Annotated in this window: 18 protein-coding genes; 14 read left to right on the top strand and 4 right to left on the bottom strand. The window is 40.7% G+C overall.

Going from position 1 to position 16,370, the window contains the following annotated elements; translation table 11 throughout:
- Window positions 1–5: 5 nt before the first annotated feature.
- Complete coding sequence (locus G563_RS0104290; RefSeq protein ID WP_028664220.1) at window positions 6–458, bottom strand: hypothetical protein; 453 nt, start codon at window positions 456–458, stop codon at window positions 6–8.
- Between the two features lie 32 nt (window positions 459–490).
- The gene (locus G563_RS0104285; protein WP_028664219.1) at window positions 491–1,516 is read right to left on the bottom strand and encodes a CobW family GTP-binding protein; all 1,026 of its coding nucleotides are present in this window, start codon (window positions 1,514–1,516) and stop codon (window positions 491–493) included.
- Between the two features lie 241 nt (window positions 1,517–1,757).
- On the opposite strand from G563_RS0104285, the gene G563_RS0104280 reads away from it, so the two are divergent.
- The 5 genes from G563_RS0104280 (at window position 1,758) to G563_RS0104255 (ending at window position 7,676) form a co-directional block, all read left to right on the top strand.
- Complete coding sequence (locus G563_RS0104280; protein WP_028664218.1) at window positions 1,758–3,737, top strand: M1 family metallopeptidase; 1,980 nt, start codon at window positions 1,758–1,760, stop codon at window positions 3,735–3,737.
- A gap of 281 nt (window positions 3,738–4,018) precedes the next feature.
- The gene (locus tag G563_RS33690; protein ID WP_084650756.1) at window positions 4,019–6,634 is read left to right on the top strand and encodes a carbohydrate-binding domain-containing protein; all 2,616 of its coding nucleotides are present in this window, start codon (window positions 4,019–4,021) and stop codon (window positions 6,632–6,634) included.
- A 112-nt stretch (window positions 6,635–6,746) separates the two neighbouring features.
- Complete coding sequence (locus G563_RS0104265) at window positions 6,747–6,992, top strand: DUF433 domain-containing protein (protein WP_028664217.1); 246 nt, start codon at window positions 6,747–6,749, stop codon at window positions 6,990–6,992.
- Window positions 6,989–7,333: a DUF5615 family PIN-like protein gene (locus tag G563_RS0104260; protein WP_063828379.1), complete on the top strand. Its 345-nt coding sequence runs from the start codon at window positions 6,989–6,991 to the stop codon at window positions 7,331–7,333. The genes G563_RS0104265 and G563_RS0104260 overlap by 4 nt, the downstream gene beginning before the upstream one ends.
- 109 nt (window positions 7,334–7,442) lie before the next feature.
- Window positions 7,443–7,676 carry a DUF433 domain-containing protein gene (locus G563_RS0104255; RefSeq protein WP_028664215.1) on the top strand — a complete coding sequence of 78 codons (234 nt, stop codon included), beginning with the start codon at window positions 7,443–7,445 and terminating at the stop codon, window positions 7,674–7,676.
- Here G563_RS0104255 and G563_RS0104250 read toward each other — a convergent pair.
- Window positions 7,663–8,661: a helix-turn-helix transcriptional regulator gene (locus G563_RS0104250; protein WP_028664214.1), complete on the bottom strand. Its 999-nt coding sequence runs from the start codon at window positions 8,659–8,661 to the stop codon at window positions 7,663–7,665. The genes G563_RS0104255 and G563_RS0104250 overlap by 14 nt on opposite strands.
- Before the next feature lie 105 nt (window positions 8,662–8,766).
- Between G563_RS0104250 and G563_RS0104245 the strand changes: the two genes are divergently transcribed.
- The 8 genes from G563_RS0104245 to G563_RS0104210 all read left to right on the top strand — a co-directional run bounded on the left by G563_RS0104245 (window position 8,767) and on the right by G563_RS0104210 (window position 13,488).
- Window positions 8,767–10,122 carry an ATP-dependent DNA helicase gene (locus G563_RS0104245; RefSeq protein ID WP_028664213.1) on the top strand — a complete coding sequence of 452 codons (1,356 nt, stop codon included), beginning with the start codon at window positions 8,767–8,769 and terminating at the stop codon, window positions 10,120–10,122.
- A gap of 171 nt (window positions 10,123–10,293) precedes the next feature.
- Complete coding sequence (locus G563_RS0104240) at window positions 10,294–11,358, top strand: reverse transcriptase domain-containing protein (protein WP_051210753.1); 1,065 nt, start codon at window positions 10,294–10,296, stop codon at window positions 11,356–11,358.
- A complete protein-coding gene (locus G563_RS0104235) occupies window positions 11,355–11,987 on the top strand; it encodes a hypothetical protein (RefSeq protein WP_028664211.1) in 633 nt (210 codons plus the stop codon). Before G563_RS0104240 ends, G563_RS0104235 begins: the two co-directional genes overlap by 4 nt.
- Before the next feature lie 34 nt (window positions 11,988–12,021).
- Window positions 12,022–12,327 (top strand): nucleotidyltransferase family protein, encoded by a 306-nt coding sequence (locus G563_RS0104230; RefSeq protein WP_028664210.1) that lies wholly within the window; start codon window positions 12,022–12,024, stop codon window positions 12,325–12,327.
- On the top strand, window positions 12,320–12,481 hold the full coding sequence (locus tag G563_RS37895) for a hypothetical protein (protein ID WP_157585062.1): 162 nt from the start codon (window positions 12,320–12,322) through the stop codon (window positions 12,479–12,481). The genes G563_RS0104230 and G563_RS37895 overlap by 8 nt, the downstream gene beginning before the upstream one ends.
- 89 nt (window positions 12,482–12,570) lie before the next feature.
- Window positions 12,571–12,792, top strand: coding sequence for a hypothetical protein (locus tag G563_RS0104220; RefSeq protein ID WP_028664209.1), 222 nt, complete (start codon window positions 12,571–12,573; stop codon window positions 12,790–12,792).
- Complete coding sequence (locus G563_RS0104215) at window positions 12,782–13,120, top strand: type II toxin-antitoxin system RelE/ParE family toxin (RefSeq protein ID WP_028664208.1); 339 nt, start codon at window positions 12,782–12,784, stop codon at window positions 13,118–13,120. Before G563_RS0104220 ends, G563_RS0104215 begins: the two co-directional genes overlap by 11 nt.
- A 14-nt stretch (window positions 13,121–13,134) precedes the next feature.
- A complete protein-coding gene (locus tag G563_RS0104210; protein ID WP_028664207.1) occupies window positions 13,135–13,488 on the top strand; it encodes a calcium-binding protein in 354 nt (117 codons plus the stop codon).
- Here G563_RS0104210 and G563_RS36715 read toward each other — a convergent pair.
- Complete coding sequence (locus G563_RS36715; protein ID WP_051210752.1) at window positions 13,485–14,021, bottom strand: DUF6155 family protein; 537 nt, start codon at window positions 14,019–14,021, stop codon at window positions 13,485–13,487. The two genes, G563_RS0104210 and G563_RS36715, sit on opposite strands and share 4 nt — an antisense overlap.
- A 300-nt stretch (window positions 14,022–14,321) precedes the next feature.
- Between G563_RS36715 and G563_RS33680 the strand changes: the two genes are divergently transcribed.
- Window positions 14,322–16,298: a family 10 glycosylhydrolase gene (locus G563_RS33680; RefSeq protein ID WP_169579711.1), complete on the top strand. Its 1,977-nt coding sequence runs from the start codon at window positions 14,322–14,324 to the stop codon at window positions 16,296–16,298.
- Window positions 16,299–16,370: the final 72 nt, after the last annotated feature.

Below are 16,370 nucleotides of genomic sequence, written 5' to 3'. Positions count from 1 at the left end.
TTCGGTCATGGAACCAAGAGCAGATAACTATACTCTTGATCTTTAGGGTTCGAAATAGCCTGTTCGTTAAATGTCAATTTTTCTAGCTCAAAAAATGAACAGCAATCTTCATTTTTTTCCACCATTTTACAAAACAATTTTCCTCTCACATTCCCATCCAGCACTACATCGGCCAAAATGCCATCGGTACTCTCCCAGCCCAAATTCACGGTTCTAAAGGCTGCTTGTTGGCTTGCGGTGGTGACTTTTGAGAGTTTTTCTTCTTTTGCAGTACCGTTTTTAGAATACTTCAAGGTGAATTCTGAAAAAGAAGAAGAAATGTTTTGGTTGTTTTTATCTACTATTTTGAATACAAAATTAGGGGGAGGTGTAAAGCAAGCAATGTCTTTACACTTATCGCAGGCAGTGCATATCCATACCGATAAAGAGATAAACGCTATCGTAATGTTACGTTTCATGATGTTGAGGTTTCTTTATCGGTAAAGACGAACTAGACGGCCTGGGTAGTTGGCTCTTTGATTAAACAATTTTTGAGGCCATCTTCCAAAGTCTTCCACGGAAGAGGATTGACCGAAATACATTCCACCCGACTATCGCGGCGGTAAGCTAAATATTCAATCGAAAACTCTCCGCTTACAGCATTGATAAGTACCCAATCCGTACCGATTCTGAACGCGCCTTTGACTCTATCAACATTTTGAAGAGAAGATACCCATTTTTTGAGGGAAGGAAGCTCAAAAACTTCATCAGGCGAAAATACCCATCCACAACTATACCTACCCAAGCCGTGGCTTTCGCGCATGAGAGGCTTGCCTATCTCAGGAATGGGAAGTTCGTCTGCATGATGATGGTGATGATGGTGCTCATGCTCGTGAGCATGGGGATGCAGTGCTTTACGCTGAGGAAAAGGCTCTACATTAAGCCAATTAGGGTCAATATCGCCGTGTTCGACAGCACCAATCAAAATTTTAGGGGGAAAAAGTGCTTTAGCCCATTCCAGAAAATCTTTAGTTAAAGTCTCTCCTGCCAAGTCAATTTTGTTGGCAATCAATACATCCGCCAGAGTGATTTGGTCGATAAACGTTTCGTGTTCGCGGTAGTCTTCATTTTCCCACTGACGTGGATCTACTAAGCAGACCGTAGCCCTGATGTCTAGTACATCTTTCAGAAACTTCCCCCGCAACATATCCAAAATAGCTTCAGGATGACCCATGCCAGTAGGTTCAATTAAGATGCGATGGGGTTTTACTTGACGCAATACCAGCGTGAGCGTCATTTGCATCGGAAGATTGGCACTACAACAGATGCACCCTCCAGCTATTTCTTTCACAATAAGACCATTTTCGTCGGCTCCTGCAAAAGGAGTATGGTCGATAGAGACCGCCCCAAATTCATTGATAATGACCGCCCAGCGCTCATCCGCTGGTTTACGTTTGAGGATATTTTGTAGAGTAGTAGTTTTGCCTACGCCCAAAAAACCAGTAATCAAATTGACCGGAATTTTATTTAAAGTCATAACAAACGCATTTATTTTGATTATACAACCAAATATTGAACTTACAGATTCAGCTTTCCTCCAAATTGGGTGAAAGTAAGCTCAATTTTGTTGATTATGTTTGTGTTTTTACTTTATACAACAAATGTGTCTTACCTTCGTTTTTCAGCAAATTTGCAGTAATTAAACCAATCACGACGATTTTAAACAAACAGATTATAAAATCACATACACTTAAGTGCACACCGTAAATTCATTTCTAATGTTTCGCCAACTTTGTTTTTTATTTTTTTTGGGTTGGGTTTTATCGGCACAAGCCCAAAATCCTAGTAGCAAATATGACCCTCATGTATTATTTAATCCCTTATTCAATTATCAGCCTGCCAATGAGTTTCGTTCTGGGAGTGGAACACCCGGTCCTAAATATTGGCAAAATCGCGCAGATTATAAAATAGCGGCTACGCTCGACGAAGCAGCTAACAGCTTATCGGGAGAAGTAGAAATCACTTATACTAACAATAGCCCCGAAGCGCTTCCTTTTGTATGGCTTCAGTTGGATCAAAATGCTTTCAACGACAATTCTCGTAGCGGAAAAACTACTCCACTCAATGGAGGAAGGTACGGAAATATGGGCTTTGAAGGAGGGTACACTATTAGTTCGGTAAGTATTCAGCAAGGCAAAGGGAAATTTGCCCCTGCCGAATTCATCATTGAAGATACACGTATGCAAATCCGTTTGGCAGAAGCAGTAAAACCAGCGGGCGATATACTAAAAATAAAAGTTACTTATGCCTTCAAAATACCTACCTATGCCTCCGACCGTATGGGTAAGCTAGAGACCAAAAACGGTATCATTTATGAAATAGCGCAGTGGTATCCGCGTATGTGTGTATTTGATGATATTGAAGGCTGGAACGTACTTCCTTATGTGGGAGCAGGAGAGTTTTATCTTGATTATGGTGATTATGAATATAGTGTTACGGTACCTTGGGACCATATCGTAGGAGGCTCAGGCGAATTGCTCAATCCTTCGGATGTGATGACCTCAGAGCAGCTCAAACGCATGGAAGATGCTCGAAAAAGCGATAAGACCGTGATGATTAGAGGCGAAAAAGAAATCAAAGACAAAAAATCTCGCCCCAAAGATTCGGGGATGATTACTTGGAAATTTCGTTGTCAAAATGCCCGCGATGTGGCATGGGCCACTTCTCGGGCGTTTGTGTGGGATGCCGCCAAAATGAATCTTCCAAGTGGTAAACCAGCTTTAGCACAATCGCTCTATACCGCCGAAAATAGCGGCAACGATAGCTGGGGACGCTCTACCGAATATGTAAAAGGGTGCTTGGAGTTTTATTCAAAATATTTGATGGAATACCCCTACCCTGTCGCTACCAATGTGGCCGGAATCGTGGGCGGAATGGAATATCCGGGGATTGTGTTTTGTGCCCACAACGACAAAAAAGATGCGCTTTGGGGCGTAACTGACCACGAGTTTGGACATACTTGGTTTCCGATGATTGTGGGAAATAACGAACGTAAATTTGCGTGGATGGATGAAGGGTTTAACACTTTTATCAACATGCTTTCGGCCGAAGCCTTCAACGACGGCGAATACAATCGCGACCGCCTAGATGATATGCAAAATCTGGCTCCTACCCTTTTTAGAGAAGGTGCAGATCCAATTCTGACTATTCCAGATGTTATCAAAATCCCAAATATCGGTTGGGATGCTTATTATAAGCCTGCCATAGGTCTTAAAATACTACGCGAAACTGTGTTAGGTCGTGACCGCTTTGATTATGCATTCAAACAATACGTAAAGCGTTGGGCATTCAAACACCCTACTCCGTTTGATTTCTTCCGCACCATGGAAGATGCTGCGGGCGAAGATTTAGGATGGTTTTGGAAAGGATGGTTCTATGAAAATTATAAACTCGACCAAGGCATAAAAGAAGTGCAATATGTAGAACAAAGCCCTGCTAAAGGTTCCATCATCACCATCGAAAACCTCGAACAGTGGGCCATGCCTGCGGTAATTGAATTGGAAGAAGCGGGTGGTAAAAAAACGCGCGTTTCGATGCCCGTAGAAATATGGCAACGTGGCAGTACTTGGACGTTCAAGGCCCCTACCAAAGGGCTTTTGAAGTCGGTAACGATTGACCCCGATTCTCAACTTCCCGATATCAACCCCCGTAATAACACTTGGCGACCTACTCGTTATATTTCACCTGACGAAAATTAAAAACTTTAGGTTTATAGTAAGGCAAGGCGAGGTACTTCATAGTGCTTCGCCTTAGTGTTTTATTACAAAATTTGCTTTGGCCTCCATTTTTTTAATAAACTGATGCCTCAGTAAAAACGCTTCTGCAACGCAGTCAAATAGACAAGCGTATAATGAGATATGTGAAGGGAAAGAAGTCCTACTTTATCAAGCGTAAAATAGACACTTCCTTTCTCAGCAAGGCCTTGCATTCATTTAAAAATTGTTGTACCCCTCTTCAATATCTCTTTATTTGAACCAATATGATGAATAGAAAAAAAATCGCCCTTGTGGGTGCTGTGATAACTTTTGTCTTGATGTTTCAATCTTGTAAAGATCCTGACATAACAGCCGAGAAATCTGCTACTATTACTGCTCTTAATTGTGCCAATGTGACCTTTTCTGCAAGTGCTACAAGTGGAACATCGTACACAGCTACTGCCACCGTCCCTTATACGGGTGGCAATGGAGCGGCCTACCCCGAAGGTACGGCTGTGGCCTCATCTGGCGTTACGGGATTGACTGCAAAACTATCCGCAGGGACATTAGAAAATGGAAGTGGTTCAGCTAGTTTTGTGATTACCGGAACGCCTTCTGCCGCTGGAACGGCCAATTTTTCTATCGATTTGGGTGGACAAACTTGCACTTTGGCATTGGCCGTAGTCGCTTCTAAGGCCAATGTGGCTTCGCTAGTAGGTACAGTTACACCTGCCACGGCTACCAGTGGAGTAGCCTACTCTGGCTCTGCTACGCTCGACTATACAGGCAGCAACGGTGGCACCTACGATGCTTCCACTGCTTCATCTACAGGGGTGGAAGGTTTGACAGCTACTTTAGCAGCGGGCACTCTTACAAGTGGTGCGGGAAAGCTAGTCTATACCATTGCAGGTACACCTACGTCGGCAGGTACTGCTGTTTTTAACTTGAGTTTTGGTGGCCAAACTTGCACCATTTCAATAGCAGTAAGCGCATCAGGGGCAACCTCAACTGCCAAAGACACAGTCGTCATTACCTACTCAGGCACAAGTGCTTCTTTCAGCAATGCTTTTCAAAATGAGGGCGTCACTGTAACCACAAGTGGTGCAGATGTAACCGTAAAATCAACCAATACTTCTAAAGAAATTGTGTATCTTTTATCAGGTACAGCCACCAAAGGAAGTTTTAAAATCTATAGCGAATACAAGTTCAATATTACGCTAAAAGGAGTTAGCCTTACTAATAGTAGCGGTCCGGCCATCAACATTCAATCAAGTAAAAAAGCAACTATCAATGTTGTTGGCACCAATACCTTAATAGATGGCGCCACTTATACTACAAGTACAGAAGACCAAAAAGGAACGCTTTTCAGTGAAGGACAATTGAGTTTTATGGGGACCGGAACATTGAACGTCACCGCCAACTATAAGCATGGTATCGTATCAGATGATTATATTTATGTAAGTGAGGCCACCATCATCATAAAATCAGCCGTAAGCGATGGTATTCATGCCAATGATTATTTTGCAATGGACAATGGAAGCATTACGGTCTCTGCGGCGGGTAGCAATGGTATTGAAGCAGAAGAAGGGTATGTAGCAGTAAATGGAGGAAACATCACAGTCAACAGTGTAAATGACGGAATTACGGCTTCGTATGAGGGTACAGATGCGACGATTACACCTTACGTTTTGGTCAAAGGTGGGAAAATAACCGTCACTACCACAGGAGACAAAGGAAACGCCATCAAAAGTGAAAGCTATACTACTATTGGTACAGGGGATGTCATAACGTTGAACGTGTCGGGTAAAGGCGCTAAGGGGATAAAAACCGGTGGTGATTTTACTTTGACAGCCGGTACGGTAAAAATCACAACTTCTGGTGCCGCTTTTTATGATACTTCCGATTCGGATATTGCAGCACCAGCAGGGATTAATTGTGACAAAAACTTAGCAATCAAAGGCGGCACGCTGACGGTTACTAGCACAGGTTCGGGAGCTAAGGGGATTTCGGTAGATGGCACTGCTACTATTAGTGGTGGCACAACAAATATTTCTGCTACAGGTACAAAATTCACCTACAATACAGCAAATACTAGCGAGGCAAAAGGATTTAAAAGTGATGGTGCTTTCTCAATCACCAATGGAGAGCTGACCATCGCCGCTACTGATGATGGTATCAAGTCAGAAACGTCAATTACAATAAATGAAGGCAGTACCGTCACCATCACAAAATCGACCGAAGGGATAGAAGCACCGACGATTACCTTTGCGGGAGGAATAACTAATGTTACCTCTTCTAATGATGGAGTTAATGCTAGTATGGGAACCACCACTGGCGGTACAGAATCAAACGACGGCAGTAACATCTACATAAAAGGTGGAATCTTGATTGTGGCAGGAAGCGACGGAATCGACAGTAACGGAAACATTACCATTACAGGTGGAACTACAATCGTAGGTGGACCAACTAGCCAACCCGAAGAGGGAATAGATGTAAATGGAAACTTTCTGGTGAATGGTGGAATCTTGATTTCGGGTGGTTCGAATGCCCGAATGACCAAAGCCATGAGTACAAACTCCACCCAAGTAAGTATGTATATCACCGCAAGTGCGCAAGTGGCGGCAAGTTCGGTATTGCATATTGAAGATGCTTCTGGCAAAGAAATGGTAACTTTTAAGCCCAAAAATGGCAATTACTACTTCCATTTCTCTAATCCGAGCTTACAGAAAAACGTCCAATACAAAATCTATTATGGTGGTACCTACACAGGAGGAAGTTTTGTAGGTGGTTCGTCAGGATGGGGATTGTACACGGGAGGAACTTACTCTACTTCGGGAGCTACGCTCAAGTCAACCACCACGACGTCGAGTTCGGCTACGGTAAATACCATTTCGTTTTAATTACTATTCCCCTTTTACTTCATACCAAGCCGAGGCTCTGAAAAGGGTCTCGGCTTGGTATGGTTACTAGATTTAATAAAAATGCTTAAATTTGAAAAAACAAAAAATATCCATGACAACTTACATTACTGAGCGCATCGCTCTTAATCCTGATATATGTAATGGACGACCTATCATTCGCGGAATGCGCATTACGGTGCAGACTGTCTTAGAGTTTTTGTTTGCAGGAACTACTCCCGAGGAACTTCTCCATCAATATCCTATGCTTGAGCTTGAAGACATTAATGCCTGTCAACAATTTGCATTGCAACTCATGGAAAAACACTATGTCATTCACGAAATCAAAAACGTAGCATGATGCCTAAATACTTGATTGATGTGAATTTACCATATTTCTTTGCGCTATGGAATACCCAAGATTACATTCACCAAAATGATATTTTAAATACAGCACCAGATACGGAAATTTGGAACTACGCAAAAGAGAAAGAAATGACTATTGTGTCTAAAGATACGGACTTTTCAAACCGAATGCTTCTAGCTCAACCTCCACCACGAGTTATTCATGTTAAAATCGGCAATGCTTCATTAAAAGAATTTCATACTATTATTACCAGTATTTGGCCAACTGTACTTGAAATGAGTGAGAAATATAAACTTGTCACAATACTTAGGGATAAAATAGAGGCAATAGAATAGTATATTTCAAATTACTTCATACCACGCCGAGGCTCTGAGAAGGGTCTCGGCTTATTTTTAATGTGTACAACGAGAAAAGCGTATATTTGAAAAGAAAAATGGAAAGGCTATGATAAATATTCAAGAACGGATCAGTTTCAATCCCGAAATTCGGTTTGGCAAGCCCTGCATCAAAGGTACTCGCATTGCTGTTTGGGACATTTTGGGCTGGTTAGCTAGTGGAATGACTCACGAAGAAATCATTGAAGATTTCCCACAACTTACCCAAGATGACATTTTAGCTTCATTAGCTTTTGCTGCTAATCGCGAAGAAAACACAAAGATTCTGATTAGTGTCGCATGAAACTTTTTAAATTACTCTCATACAAAGCCAAAGCGAGGCGCAGTGTTTTGGCTATTTTTTTTCGCAAAGTTGGAGGTTCTAATACTTCGATTCCAAATCCGTATTGTAGAATTATGTGTTCAAGTTCAGTATTAGGTACGACTTGAAGTATCAATTCTGTTCCATCTTCTTTTGTTTCTTTTTGAGAGTGATGAATCGGTTTACTTCTCAGGTATTCAACACTTTCTATGGCAACTTTCAAGCGTATGGTTTCTACTTTTTCTTGATTTACAGTAACACCCAACACATTTTCAAAATAGGTTTTGGGGTCAAATGATTCTGTTTGAATAAAAGGCAAACCACTAATCTGAACGTCTTCGATAGTTTCTAAGGCAATATTCACAATTTTTGTACCAAATAAGCCAATAAGCCACCAACGATTATTGTATTCTTTCAACAAATAAGGGCTAATATCTCCAATTATCTTTTTCTTAGTACGAAGTGAAAAATAAGACACCTGTATAGTCTGTTGCTTATCAATTGCTTCATAGAGAGGTTTGAGCCATAAATTTCCATTTTTTGAAACAGGCTTTTGAAAATCAATTAGCATTCTGTTGGTTTGGTTTTCAAAACTAAAACGAGTCTCAAACTGGTTGAGCATTACCTCAATTTCTTCCCAAAACGGTAAATCACCCCACTCTTTGAAAGTACCAATCATTTTTGCGAGGTCTTTAACTTCATTGAGTAACAATGATTTTTTGAAATGTGAATAGTTCAAGCCTTTGTAACCCCACAACCATTCACGGCCAATCTTACGTGATTCTAGTTCTCCATGACTTTCGGTAATCAAATAAGCCAAATCATATTTTAACGTTCGCTCACTTATGTGAATATCAGCTTCATTTGAGAGTTTTTGTAATAGTTCGTTTACTTTCCACTTTTGACCTTTTTGGAAAAATTTATCTAATTCCATCAGCCGTCTTAGTTGTTCTTTGGTAGCGGGCATTTTTACTTTTTTTCAAAAATACATAAAAAACTTCAAGTATGCAAAACAATTGCATATATTGAAACATACCTTTGCAATGGCTTCTAACCAAAAGCCGCTCAAATTATGCTAAATACTCCTTCGCTTTCTCTCAACGATCAACAGGCTAACATCTTCGCTCGAATCACGGAAACTATTACAAATCATAATTCAAATGTGAATCTGCACATTTTAAAAGGTTCGGCGGGAACTGGTAAGACATTTCTTACTCGGCAGTTTATGAAGTTTATAAGGGAGCAAGGTGTAAATATTGTTCAGATTGCCCCAACTGGTAAAGCCGCTAAAAATTTGGCATTGGGTTCAATGCTTCCAGCTAAAACGATTCACTCGGCAATTTACAAACTCGAACAGTTGAAAAATGGACTGGGCGTGAAGTTTTTACCGAAGCTCAATCAGGAATCAGCTTTTACGGTTTATCTTATTGACGAATCTTCTATGATAAGTGACAAAGTAACTGCAAGTGAGCGTTTTCAGCAATCAGGAGCTTTACTCTGTGATTTAGTGGACTTTGTGAAACGAGGAAATCCGAAGAATAAGTTTTTATTTGTAGGCGACCCTTGCCAATTACCTCCTGTCAACGGAAACAAATCCGAGAGTTTTTCTCCAGCGTTAACACTTGATTATATGGTTGAGAAGTTCAGTTTTACAGGTAATGAGTACTTTTTGAGTGAACCCATGCGTGCCAAAGGCGATTCATACATCATGGACAATGCGACTTATATGCGTGATTGTATTTTGTCTAAAAATCAGCCAGATAACCGAAAGTTGAAGGTGAATTTCACTGGTAAAGCATGGGATACAGCTTGTTTTTTTGAAAGATTATACGACCCCCAAAATGCAGAGAAAGTTATTTTGATAGCGAACTCAAATGACGACGTAAATTACTGGAATCGTGCTATTCGGAAACAATTTGGTTATGAACAAGACCGCTTGCAAGTAGGTGACCAAGTGATTGTCAATGTAACTTGGCAAGGTAATGGGCGGACTATTTATAACGGTGAAATGGGCTATGTAAGAGCTATTGGCAAAACCGAAAAATATGCAGATTTACATTTTGCCGACGTGCAATTAGAATTTCAAGGTGCTGATAATAAACCGTTTGTCATCGAAACCAAGACCTTGCTTTCGACATTGAATACCGAAAGGGGATTTAAAGGTTTTCTTGAAAATGAAGCAGTAACTCACTTTCATGCTGAAATGCATAAACATACGTATGGAAAAATAGAAAGCAGTGCCTATTACAATTCTATCCAGCTGCGTTTTGGGTACGCCCTCACATGCCACAAAGCACAAGGTAGTGAATGGGACAATGTGATTATCCACCGAGCCCCGCTTTTCGGCGAATACCAAGTTACAGACCTTCGTTGGCGATATACTGCTCTCACTCGTGCCAGGCAGGAGTTATACACATGGGCGGCTTGATACTGTTTTTTGTGTAGTTTTGTAACTATGCACCTGCGGCAAAATCTTGATGGGTATGGCGTTACGCCATGCTTTATTGCGTTATAGCTCACTATTTGAGACTAAAACGCTGCTGATGATTGTTTTTTTATTTTTTTGATGATACCCGCAGGTGCTTTTTATCTTTCATAAATGGAATTTACTAGCGATGAAATACAGACTATTAAAACCGCCTTGCAAAGCGGCAAAAACCTCGCTGATTTAACCGATTTGCTTAATTTGGTGAGTGATTGGATTGCTCAAAAATTAGTTTTAGAATACAAACCGTTTTCCATTAAACAGGTCTATCATTATTATTACAACTTAGAAAGCAAGTATAAAGAACACCGAATTTCAAAAAAATCAGGAGGAGAACGGGTTATTCATGCTCCCGAAGAAACATTAAAGCGCATCCAAAGACGTCTGAATGTAATATTAAGTCATTTGTATAAGCCTACCGAAGCAGCACATGGTTTTGTGATGAACCGAAGCATTGTATCGAACGCACAACCGCACTTGGGCAAGAAAAATGTTTTTAATTTAGACCTGCAAGACTTTTTTCCTACTATTCATTTTGGACGAATCAAAGCGGTTTTGCAATTGCCTGAATACGGTCTTACATCCGAATTTGCGCATATTGTAGCCAATTTTTGCTGTTTTCAGGGTAAATTACCCCAAGGATCGCCAGTATCACCTATTTTAACTAATATTGTTTGTCGAAGAATGGACTACCGAATTAGTGGTTTAGCGGCCAAACATGGTTTTACTTATACCCGCTATGCCGATGACATCACGCTCAGTTTTGACGAACTAAGCAAGGAGGCAAAACAAAAAATGGGTTTGGGACTTGGCAAAATTTTAAAAGAAGAAGGCTTTAAAGTAAACAGCAAGAAAACTCGTTTGCTAAAACCCAACCAACGCCAAGAGGTAACAGGCGTAGTAGTGAATGAAAAACTAAATGTAAATCGCGAGTACGTCCGTACTATTAGAGCAATTTTACATAACTGGCAAAAACATGGATTAGAAGTTACCCAAGCCAAGTTTTTAAATCATTATCCCGAAGAAAAAGGATTTAAACGAAATAAAACGATTCCTGATTTGAGGAAGGTATTGTTGGGTAAAATTCAATTTTTGAGAATGGTACGGGGGGGAAGTGATGAGGCTTTTAAAGAGTATCTGATAATTTTCGATAAACTGGCAAAAAATAATCTAAAATGAACTCAAGCGATTTACTTTCATATTTGACTTCCCAAGATGAATATCATTCTTTTCTTGAAAAAATACTTTCAAGAGCAGGAAACCTTTACCAAGGGGTAGCTGGCATTTCAAGTCCTTTGATTGAAAATTATATTGAAATGGAGAAATCTTGTTGGAAAGAAGACTATACAGTTGCATCATTCTATTATATCAAGCAATTAGAAGAAATAGTTATTTATGGTCTGAATCAGGTAACGCTACCTGTCATAAATTCCCAACTGAAACAACAATCCAATGGTCAATGGCAGCTAACACCTTTGGGAAATCAAATTTTTAACTACCTCAATAATCGTAATGATAAATTGAAAGAAAAGCTCTGTAATGGCGCAGACATTACTCTTTCGGATATTATTTGGTCAGATAAATTAAATCTTTTCAAACATTATTTCAATTCAGATAATACTGATTTTGAGACAGATAGGGTTTTATATTACAAAAGAAATCATCACGGCCATGCAAATCCGTATATTGATGCAAGTAAAGAAAGTCTATTCAAGCAAAAATTTCCTACTTGCTTCCATTTCATGATTATAACACAGATTAATCTTAAAAAATATTCATCTGCATTAAATATGCCGCAGAATAGATAAATATCTAATCATATCTTCGCTAAAATTCAAGTCTATGCACCCCCTCCTCACCAACCACCTCCCCGCTATCAGGCAAGTTTTTCAAGAAAACAGCGTCAAAAAGGCGTATGCTTTTGGCACGGTATGTACGGATGCGTTTGGGGAAGATAGCGATGTGGATATTTTGATAGATTTTGACGAGAATCTTGACCCAATTACTTATGGCGAGAATTACTTCAAGATTGTGACAGCTATTGAGACCATTTTGGGTAGAACGGTAGATTTGGTAACGGCCCGTACGCTCCGAAACCCCTATTTCATAAAAGTAATGAACAAAACCCAAACACTGATTTATGAGTGAGGAGATAGACAAATACCTCTCCCACACCAATCGCCAAGGCGATATCGTTTATATCAAAGCAACACCTACCGCCAAGGGTGGTACGCGGTACTACATTACCAAAGACCCAAAAACGAAGAATTTGTCAGCACATAGGCAATCCTACGTATTTTGATTTAGCTCCCAAAGGTTGGGAGGAGTAAAACACTCAGGAGAAATTTAGAAGAAATCCCATTATCTTTGTTTAGCCAAAACAGACAAACCATGAGCACTGCACAAATTATTTATGAACAATACAAAGTTCTTCCCAAACGTGTTAGAGAAGAGCTCAAAGCACTGATTATCAACGAAGACAACCAAGAGCAGCCCCTTACGCTTATGCAGGAGATTGAGGAAGGGTTGAAAGAAGTGAAGCTTATGAAGGAAGGCAAAATTCCTACTCGCACTTTTGCAGACTTAAAAAAAGAAATACACGATGCCCAATGAAGTTAAAATCACCTCCTATTTTGCATCTCGGTACAAACGGCTTATCAAAAAGTTTTCATCACTGGAAAATGATGTTGATATTTTGATTGAAGAACTACTCGAAAACCCAACCCTTGGCACATCGTTAGGTAATGGATTATACAAAATTAGATTAAAAAGTAAAAGCAAAGGAAAAGGTAAGAGCGGTGGTTTTCGGGTCATTACTTATTTGCTTAGTAAAGTCGAAAACGGAACGGATATTCACTTAATCACAATGTTCGACAAATCGGAAGAAAGCAGTATCAAAAAAGAGACGCTAACTAAAATCATCAAACAATTGTTTGAATAAGAAACTATCTACTCATGCTTACCCCCGAAGAAATCCGACAAAAAATTGATTACGAAATCATCGTAGATGCCTACAACGAGTACGAAATGAGCTCGGGATGGTACTGCACTTTTGACGAAACACTCATTTTTCCATTTTATGCTACTGCCCAACTCAAAAAGAAAAGCGGCGATGTAGAAGTAAAACGGGTAAAAATCGTCGGTTTGCACAGCGATGCAGAAGGTTTTACCGACACTGATTTCCAACTCAAAATAGAGCAAGGAAATTATCTTGTCCCGATTGAATACTCCAAACTCAGCAACATAGAAGCCGACGACGAAACCCTCGAAATGTTCCAGATTTGGGACTTTTGGGTCAATGAGTACTAATTTTCCCCCTTCAATTCCTCATACACACTCTCCAAATCCATAATATACCAGTAGTCGAGGTTATCGAACTGAAAAAGGGCTTCTATTCTCTGCTGGAAATAGTTTAAATAGCCGTTCGCCTGAATGAGCTTCATTGCCTTTTTAAACATCGTCGTTGAGGCATTGTAGTTGGCAGTGGCGGCTCCACCAAATTCATTGGCATGTTCGGTAGTGAGTTCTACCCTATACAGTAACAGGTCAATAACATCGTAAGGAAAAGCGGCTACTTTCTCAAATTCTGACACCAATGTCTTGATTTCGGCATTGCTTGGATCTTTGGGGTTGCCAGAAGGTGTCCAAAATTGTCGATATACTTTCTTTTTATAAGTGTCCAACATCGCCTGCCGCTCCGCTTCACTCATCAAATCTTGGTTATAGTAATCCTTCACTTGTGGTAGTTTTTGGTACAATTTCAAGATTTCTGCGCGAAGTGCCTCCTCATTCATCTCGGCAAGATACTTTTTGAGTTCGGTGGTTTTGTTTTTTTGAGCCATGGAACATTGCGTTTAAAATATCTAAGCCAAAAATAATACTACCCATTCAAAATTCTTCTAACATTTCGCTGTTTTTGTGCTTTAGATGATGTTTTCAGGTTTTTTGCGAATACTAACATACACACTGTTTTATAGAAAATTAGCCTCTCAGAAAAGTTGTTCAAAGAGGTTTGTTATCAACTACGTATTATATTTTAGAAGATGGACGTTACTTTTGTACGATTTTTGCTAAAGAATAAGGGTTACTCGTTTCTTAGAAAATCTGAGGAAAGGTGCAGTATGAACGTTGAACCGATGCCGTTGAAAAAGATTTTACTTCTGTTTTTGGTAAGTTTTTCTTTATGGGCGCAGCCTAAAAGAGAATTTAGAGGGGTATGGATTGCCAATGTTGGGAATGTAGATTGGCCCTCGGCCAAAGGGCTTCCAGCTGCTCAGCAGCAGCAAGAACTGCGTGACTTGTTGGATATGATTCAGCGACGAGGCCTCAATGCCGTTTTTTTTCAGATTCGCAACGCCTGCGACGCCGTCTATGAAAGCAAGCTAGAGCCGTGGTCGGAGTGGCTCACGGGGCAGCAAGGACGTTCTCCAGGCTATGACCCACTTGCATTTGCCATTCAAGAATGTCGTAAGCGTAACATCGAAATCCACGCTTGGATGAACCCCTACCGTGCAGTTACGGACATTAGGAGAGCGTCAATTGCGCCCAATCACGTCGCAAAAACCCGCCCTGATGTATTGTTGTCGTATGGGCCGTTACGTATCCTTGACCCAGGGCGCCCAGAAGTGCGGTCGTTTGTGACGAAAGTCGTGATGGATGTGGTACGTCGCTATGACATAGATGGTATTCACTTTGATGATTATTTTTATCCATATCCTCAAGCAGGTCTCAAACTCAAAGATGATGCTACGTTTGAAGAATACAATCGTGGTTTTACTGATAAGGCGGATTGGCGTCGTGACAATATCAACTTGCTCATCAAAACCGTGGCTGACAGTATTCAGCAGGTCAAGCCATGGGTGAAGTTTGGAGTGTCTCCCTTTGGAATCTGGCGTAATCGCACTAGCTCAGCCGAGGGGTCTAATTCTCGCGGTTTTGAAGCATATTCGGGCAATTTCTCCGATTCTCGCAAGTGGATTCAAGAAGGATGGGTAGATTATATTGCACCTCAAGTATACTGGAGTATGGGCAACAACTCCGCCAACTATACCCATATCGTACCTTGGTGGAACGATAACGTTTCAGATCAACACTTGTACATTGGTCAAGGAGTGTATAAAGTCAATACAGATGCCAATTGGCGCCGCCCCCAAGAAGTATCCAACCAAATCAAATACAATCGGACATTTCAGAATGTGCACGGTAGTATTTTGTTTAGTGCCAAAATCCTTCGCAACAACCCCAATCGGTTTTGTGATGCCTTGTGCGAAGATGTGTACCAAGCACCTGCGCTTGTGCCAACTATGCCTTGGAAAAATACGGCTCCTCCTCCTAAACCAGAAGAAGTAGCCACTTCCCTCAATGACAATAATACCGTGACAGTGCAGTGGTCTTATCCCTATAATACCAACTCCGAACGCGATAAAGCGCGCTATTTTGTGATTTATCGTAGTGCTAATCAGGCCTCCATTGACCTCCGAACAGCACAGGCGATTAGGACCATTGTGGTGAGAGAAGAAGGAAAAACATCATTTAGTTTTGTTGATAAAAATGTCAAACCCCACACTAAGTATAATTATACCGTAAGTGCGTTTAATCGCCTTCACAACGAAAGCCCGCCTACAGAGGTAGTTAGTATTATGACAGGGCAGCGGGAAGTAGAGATAGAAGAAGAACCACAAAAACCAATTCTTCCCATAGCCACTCAACTGCAAGTACCTACTGAAACCGAAGCACCTATGGAGTCGGTAACGGCCGCAGCTATGGATGAAGATGAGACCACAGAAGAGCCCGAAGAACTTGTAACTACTGATGAAAAAGAAACCGTTGCTGCGGCTTCCCAAGAAAGTGAAACTCAAGATGAGTTTTTGCAAATATTTCCCAATCCGTTTAGTCAACAAATAGGTATTCGGTATCGTTTACCCGCCGCCGCAGAAGTGTCTCTTTATGTGTACGATACCCGAGGAACACGCGTGGGGGCGTTGGTTGTCAACCAACCACAACAAGCGGGCACTTATTCCGTAAAATTCAATGGACAGTTTTTAAGTGATGGCGTATATTATGCACGTCTGATGGCCGGTGAAACCCAAAAAACGGCGAAGATTATTTTGAAGCGTTAGGAATCATTAACAAAAGAAAGGCACGATTTGTACTGACTTTTTCGTTGAAAACGCACAAACAAATTCTATAAT

The sequence above is a fragment of the Runella zeae DSM 19591 genome (assembly GCF_000423565.1).
Classification (GTDB): domain Bacteria; phylum Bacteroidota; class Bacteroidia; order Cytophagales; family Spirosomataceae; genus Runella; species Runella zeae.
Note: the sequence above shows the minus strand (reverse complement) of the source record. Positions and strands in the feature narration are given on the sequence as shown.

What these genes read in the sequence shown, in the direction of transcription:
- G563_RS0104290 (WP_028664220.1), bottom strand. Translation starts at nt 458, where the DNA reads ATGAAACGTAACATTACGATAGCGTTTATCTCTTTATCGGTATGGATA.
- G563_RS0104285 (WP_028664219.1), bottom strand. Translation starts at nt 1,516, where the DNA reads ATGACTTTAAATAAAATTCCGGTCAATTTGATTACTGGTTTTTTGGGC.
- G563_RS0104280 (WP_028664218.1), top strand. Translation starts at nt 1,758, where the DNA reads ATGTTTCGCCAACTTTGTTTTTTATTTTTTTTGGGTTGGGTTTTATCG.
- G563_RS33690 (WP_084650756.1), top strand. Translation starts at nt 4,019, where the DNA reads ATGATGAATAGAAAAAAAATCGCCCTTGTGGGTGCTGTGATAACTTTT.
- G563_RS0104265 (WP_028664217.1), top strand. Translation starts at nt 6,747, where the DNA reads ATGACAACTTACATTACTGAGCGCATCGCTCTTAATCCTGATATATGT.
- G563_RS0104260 (WP_063828379.1), top strand. Translation starts at nt 6,989, where the DNA reads ATGATGCCTAAATACTTGATTGATGTGAATTTACCATATTTCTTTGCG.
- G563_RS0104255 (WP_028664215.1), top strand. Translation starts at nt 7,443, where the DNA reads ATGATAAATATTCAAGAACGGATCAGTTTCAATCCCGAAATTCGGTTT.
- G563_RS0104250 (WP_028664214.1), bottom strand. Translation starts at nt 8,661, where the DNA reads ATGCCCGCTACCAAAGAACAACTAAGACGGCTGATGGAATTAGATAAA.
- G563_RS0104245 (WP_028664213.1), top strand. Translation starts at nt 8,767, where the DNA reads ATGCTAAATACTCCTTCGCTTTCTCTCAACGATCAACAGGCTAACATC.
- G563_RS0104240 (WP_051210753.1), top strand. Translation starts at nt 10,294, where the DNA reads ATGGAATTTACTAGCGATGAAATACAGACTATTAAAACCGCCTTGCAA.
- G563_RS0104235 (WP_028664211.1), top strand. Translation starts at nt 11,355, where the DNA reads ATGAACTCAAGCGATTTACTTTCATATTTGACTTCCCAAGATGAATAT.
- G563_RS0104230 (WP_028664210.1), top strand. Translation starts at nt 12,022, where the DNA reads ATGCACCCCCTCCTCACCAACCACCTCCCCGCTATCAGGCAAGTTTTT.
- G563_RS37895 (WP_157585062.1), top strand. Translation starts at nt 12,320, where the DNA reads ATGAGTGAGGAGATAGACAAATACCTCTCCCACACCAATCGCCAAGGC.
- G563_RS0104220 (WP_028664209.1), top strand. Translation starts at nt 12,571, where the DNA reads ATGAGCACTGCACAAATTATTTATGAACAATACAAAGTTCTTCCCAAA.
- G563_RS0104215 (WP_028664208.1), top strand. Translation starts at nt 12,782, where the DNA reads ATGCCCAATGAAGTTAAAATCACCTCCTATTTTGCATCTCGGTACAAA.
- G563_RS0104210 (WP_028664207.1), top strand. Translation starts at nt 13,135, where the DNA reads ATGCTTACCCCCGAAGAAATCCGACAAAAAATTGATTACGAAATCATC.
- G563_RS36715 (WP_051210752.1), bottom strand. Translation starts at nt 14,021, where the DNA reads ATGGCTCAAAAAAACAAAACCACCGAACTCAAAAAGTATCTTGCCGAG.